The following is a 5,334-nucleotide window of genomic DNA, read 5'->3' on the forward strand; positions in this document are numbered from 1 at the left end:
TTGAATTGAAAGATTCATAAAAAATGTCATCCTTTCTAGCTAGCTTTTTAGAAAGAATAACGTTTTTTGACACTTGGGGGTAGTGCAAATTCTTAAGTTGATGGGCATGTGGTTCTACCCCTAATAGAAGTATTAGTAGATCCTTGTGTTGAGATATTTAACGTTCCTCCTATTGTTCGGAATTCTAGTTTATGTCCTCCCCACATATTCATATACTGAGTGTTACTCCATCGACTTAATAAGCTGTAAATTGTAACTTGTTCTAGAAAATCGAGTAGATGCGGGTTTCGAACAACAGCAGCCTCTATGGCAGAGAACGAAGGTGCATTATTATTATACCAAGTCGTACTTGTAAAACTTGGATGCGGATGTACTGTCCCAATTGCGTCTGTATATACTTCTCTTGTAAGTTGGGCTGTAGTTTTAATTGGATACATTTGTGTATCATAGCTTGGAAATAGTGCCACTAAATCTAGTACCATTAAAGTCATGTCTCTACGGAATTGATTATATCGTACCCAACTTTCGGCATTTGTACCCCTCAAGTTATTTAGACCTGTGCTATACCATTTCACACAATGGTCGGAATAATCTCCTGCTCGTTCGACTTGACGGTTATAAAATGTTGAAATTTCTGAAGATGATAATCCCCACTCTTTTCCAAAAATAGATGCATCTCTTAATAGCAACAAATGTAAATTTGCAGCTTGGGCATATATCGGTAATAATGGTACCTCCTCTCCAGACACTGCAAAAGAAGGTAGTTTCTGAACGAACATCAATTCTAATGCGATATATTGGCTCTTGACAACACTCCTAGCCCTTGTGTTATTACGATTTCCAACCCAACTTTCAAGCGAATCATGGTAGACAGCTAAGGCATCTCCTAATCCTTTCAAGTCTGTAAGTGCTTTATTTCTTGCATAAGTTGATATTTTTTGATTAATAATCTCTTCTACATGTTCCATAAAGATTTCCCATTGATTTTTCCCCTTAGGCCATAGCTCACCTAAGATAAAACTATAAAGACTAGCTACTTGTCCTGCAAAAGGAACGCCTAGGGTACCAAGTATTTTACCCGCAATACCAATACCTGTTTGAATTGTTGATGCACTAACAAACGGCTCTACATTTTCATACTCAGACATTTTCAAACAATCTTCATGATTAATGTTTTGTAATTCTATATCTGTTTCATTTTTTAGTGAATCCGTAGAGATTTTATCTACTTTCGCATTGCTAGAAAAACTTTGATGCTTATCTTGATTCTTTAGTTTCATATTAATCCCTCCACTTATACTATTATTTAATTTTCAGATATAATTTTATTCATACAAAATTATACTTAGCTGTAATGTCAAATAAAGCATTTTCAATTTATACATATATTTCATAATTAATTATATAATATATGTGGAATTTACTAATAAATATTATTCCTTAATAACTTTCTAACGTCTTTAAACCTTCTTTAAAAATGAACTGAAATAACTTCAAACACCTATAAATACTCTTATTAGTGCTTTATTTTCGATTACAAGTAAAGCATATACCAAATAAAAAAAGAAAAAGCAGAGATATTTTCATCGATAGGTGAAAATATCTCTGCTTGATTAAGTTGCTCTATACATATGTATTACTAGAAAATAACATAGTAAAACGGACATCACTCCGTTTCAATGGAGGTGATGTCCGTTTTTCATTACAACAAATTACTTATCTATTTGTAATGCTGCTCTTGGACAATTGATTTGAAAACGATATTTAAACCTGAGTTTGCATGAGACTATTCCTCCATAAGGAGTAATTCCACGCTGTCCACGATAAATGTTCCTTCCGTTTCTCCAATCTCAATCCATACCTTATCGGTTTCTGGGAAGTATTCTAATTCTTTTGTCACATAACCAACTGGTAGTGGCGTGTAATCCCTATACCCTCTGTTAAATTCACAAGGATTCTCTCTTCGTCCATCTGTATACGATTTTTCTTCATAGACTGACGCATAATCAGCTGGTACGGAAGGAGCTTCGTTATATCCTCGATTACGAGAAGTGTACGCACCTCCGTATTCTTCTTGATTTACAGTATAATCATTACACGTTACCGTGTTATTTGGATAGATTTCCTCTTCTACGCAGTTGCTAAACTTCAGTTCGTCTGTATTGTTCTCGATCTCATGAATGGTTACGCAACCTTCTCCATATCCCTCCTTGTACGCTGTGACACGAAGGATATAGCCACGACCCGGACAGACACGAACTTCTTGTGACACTTCTGCTTCCCATTCCGGAACAACAAGGACCGAACGTTGGTTGTTTTGTTCTTCTACATCTACATGCCCTTTCACGTTCCAGCAGGATAAGCCATTATTAAAATCACCATTTTTAATGACATTTCTCGCATCATATAGGGAGAATGCAGTGAAAATACGCCCTTCTAATTCTTCAAAAATAGCCGCATTGACACCCGGAATCACAGACAGCTCAGGCAGATAAGCTTCTCGAATGCTATGAACACGTTTATCTGCCGCATGAATCATGGCAATATTCGTATCCGCTTGTAATTGATCATATTGAGAGTTTACAAATAAAGCATCTACAGATTCTTTTGCCTCTTTATAAACGATATTTGTTTCCCATTCCAATTTTTCACGTTTGTCTCTCCATTTTTTCTCCGCTCTTTTCACACGAGCTAGCGCTTCTCCTACTAATGGTTTCTCTTCGAGAAACTCTAGATTCCCTAGTCTTGCGTGCCCATCTTGCGTCTTAATCTTAAAGATCACCCATACACCTAGGTCCTCATTTAAGTCTGTACATCCTACATCAATGTCTAAGGAGAAATGATGCGAATGATGGGCACACTTTTCTCCATCCCTACACGAACAATCTAAGTCAGGATTCCATTCAAGGTGTGGCGCGCATCGATTCGGCTCTCCACACTTTCCGATTGGACTTTGGGCTGAAAGCGGCCATAAGGAACCCGTACCTGGCACATTTACTGTTTCATGTTTTGCATTGTAGCGAATTAAATAGATTTCTAAGTCTTGACTATCTTCGATATACCCTCTTAATTGATAACGGGTATAGGCTTTTAATTTCGACTCATCTATTTTTTGATATAAATACGTTGGATAGCACTCATCAAAGGTACCCAATAGCGTAACGTAATTCTCTTTGAATACGTCATCGCCTCCTTGGATGGTAATATCCGTACTTCCTCTCCAGCCACGGTCTAGTTGTCTATTGATCCCTCTGAAGTTTGGATCTTGAAGTAAATTCCGCTCATCACTAAGTCGCTTCGCATGTTTGACTTTCTCGGACAATTCTTGTTTTTCATCCAGACAAAATTCATCTGATAAACACTCAACTAAATTGGATACTTGATCAATATGATAATCCGTCACATCTGTTTTTAACCCGATTTGATTGGAAGAAGTAAACAGCTCATTCACCGCCTTTTGTGCTCTTTCTAAATCATATTCTGCCTCAAAGGTTACTTCTGCCGGAACAAATTCAATTCGATCTATATAAACTTCATTGCCTGAATTGAAGACATGAGCACTTAACGTAAATACACTTGATCCATTTGAAAAGTTAAACGGAGTAGTAAAACCTACAGTCCTAAAGCTTCCGGACTGTAAATTACTCCCACTACTCATAGTTGCTGAAAAATTACCCTGATTAATAGGTCTTCCGTCAATTGATGTATGGAATTGTAAATTTGTAGTAGAAGCGTAGCGAATTCTTACCCGATATCTTTGTGATAATGGTGCAGTAATATTTACTCTTAAGGTTGAAATCTGGCCAGGTGAAGTTCTTCGAAGAATATCTCCTCCTGTAAATCCTGGTCCTTTAACGACAGAAGTTCCAGAGCCAAGATTAGTAGATTTTGTTAAAGGTATTTGTGTAATTTGTGATGAAGGAATTATATTATTAAATTCAGCACTGCGATGCTGCCAAGAAAACGTTGGAGCTCTCAAGGTGTAAACTGCTCCAGCTGCTTGGCTCAGCATTGTAACATGACTCAATCGATGGCTAAATCCCGCACGAGGTGGTACACTATTATCCTGTGGCGGTATTACATCTAGTGAATCGACTGTACCCCTTTGTCTATATATAGTGGAAGGCAAGTTGGTCGTTAGGGAGGCAAAAGAAAACTCCGTTCCATCAAGGACAAACAGTTCCTGATTATTTGGGCCTGAACCAAGTATAATTCTTCTATATAAAGGTGAAGATAATGTTCTAAAAATCCCCAAACCAGTTAATGAGACAAGTACGGGTGGAGCTGCATTCCCCGCATTCCCAAATAAAGGGAATGCGAATTCTGGTCCTGAAAACCCTACAGGAGAAGCTGTTATTTGATGCCCTGACCAATAATTAAAGCCTCTATGCACATCAGTATAAATGGTTATACTATTAAGGATATCCATAAGATGTGGTTGCCTAATATTCTGTTCTATTCTCTGAGCCATTCCACGAAAACTACCATCAAAATTTTCTAATACTGGGTTCGTATAAATTTCTCTTGTTAATTGGGAAACTGTTCGAATTGGATACCTTCGACTATCATAATTTGAGAATAGAGCAACGATATCTAATACAGTAAGTGTTAGCTCTCTTCTAAATTGATTATACCTTACCCAATCTCTAGAATCCGGTCCCCATACACGCTCTAATCCCGTATTGTACCAGCGCACAGCATAATCTGTATAGTTGCCAATAAGCCTAGTTAAATCATTATAACGACTATTGATAGTCGCGGCATCAAATCCCCACCTTTGTCCAAACACTGAAACATCTCTCAAAACTGATAAATGTAAATTTGCAGCTTGAACATATACTGATAAAAGAGGAACTTGATAATTTTGAACTGCAAAAAGAGGAATAGCGGTTGTAAGGGCACTGTTCATGTCATTGAATTGAATACGCATCTCTTCTCTTAATGCTGGATTAGTAGGATCTGCTTCCCACTCTCTAAAAGATTCTGCGTAAATTTGATAAAGATTGCTTAGTCCTTCTAATCTAGAAATGGCTTGGTTCCTAGCGAATTCTTCTATTCTTTGGTTAATTAACTGTTCAATTTGTACAAGAAATGCGTCCCATTGAGAGGGACCAAAAATTCCCCATATTATATCAACTAGTCCTAACACAAATCCAGCACCGGGAACAAATTCACTCAAAAGAAATTGCGTTAGCGACAAGGAAATATCGATTGGGGTGTAACCACATGCCCATCAACTTAAGGATAGAAACTCTACGGTTTTCCATTAATTGAAATGAACAAACTTTTAAACAGTATAATCCTCTTAAAAATGAGCATACGAAATAAACCCTA

At 37.2% G+C, this 5,334-nt stretch carries 1 protein-coding gene and 1 pseudogene; both read right to left on the reverse strand.

Going from position 1 to position 5,334, the window contains the following annotated elements; all coding sequences use genetic code 11:
* Positions 1–122: 122 nt before the first annotated feature.
* A pseudogene (cry1Ia, locus tag ACS2CR_RS33355) lies at positions 123–1,280 on the reverse strand (pesticidal crystal protein Cry1Ia); the annotation flags it as partial.
* 506 nt (positions 1,281–1,786) lie between these two features.
* Entirely contained in the window at positions 1,787–5,212 is a 3,426-nt protein-coding gene (locus tag ACS2CR_RS33360) for an insecticidal delta-endotoxin Cry8Ea1 family protein (RefSeq protein WP_228410762.1), read from the reverse strand.
* Between the last annotated feature and the right edge of the window lie 122 nt (positions 5,213–5,334).

The organism is Bacillus cereus group sp. BceL291 (assembly GCF_051776705.1).
Taxonomy (GTDB): domain Bacteria; phylum Bacillota; class Bacilli; order Bacillales; family Bacillaceae_G; genus Bacillus_A; species Bacillus_A cereus.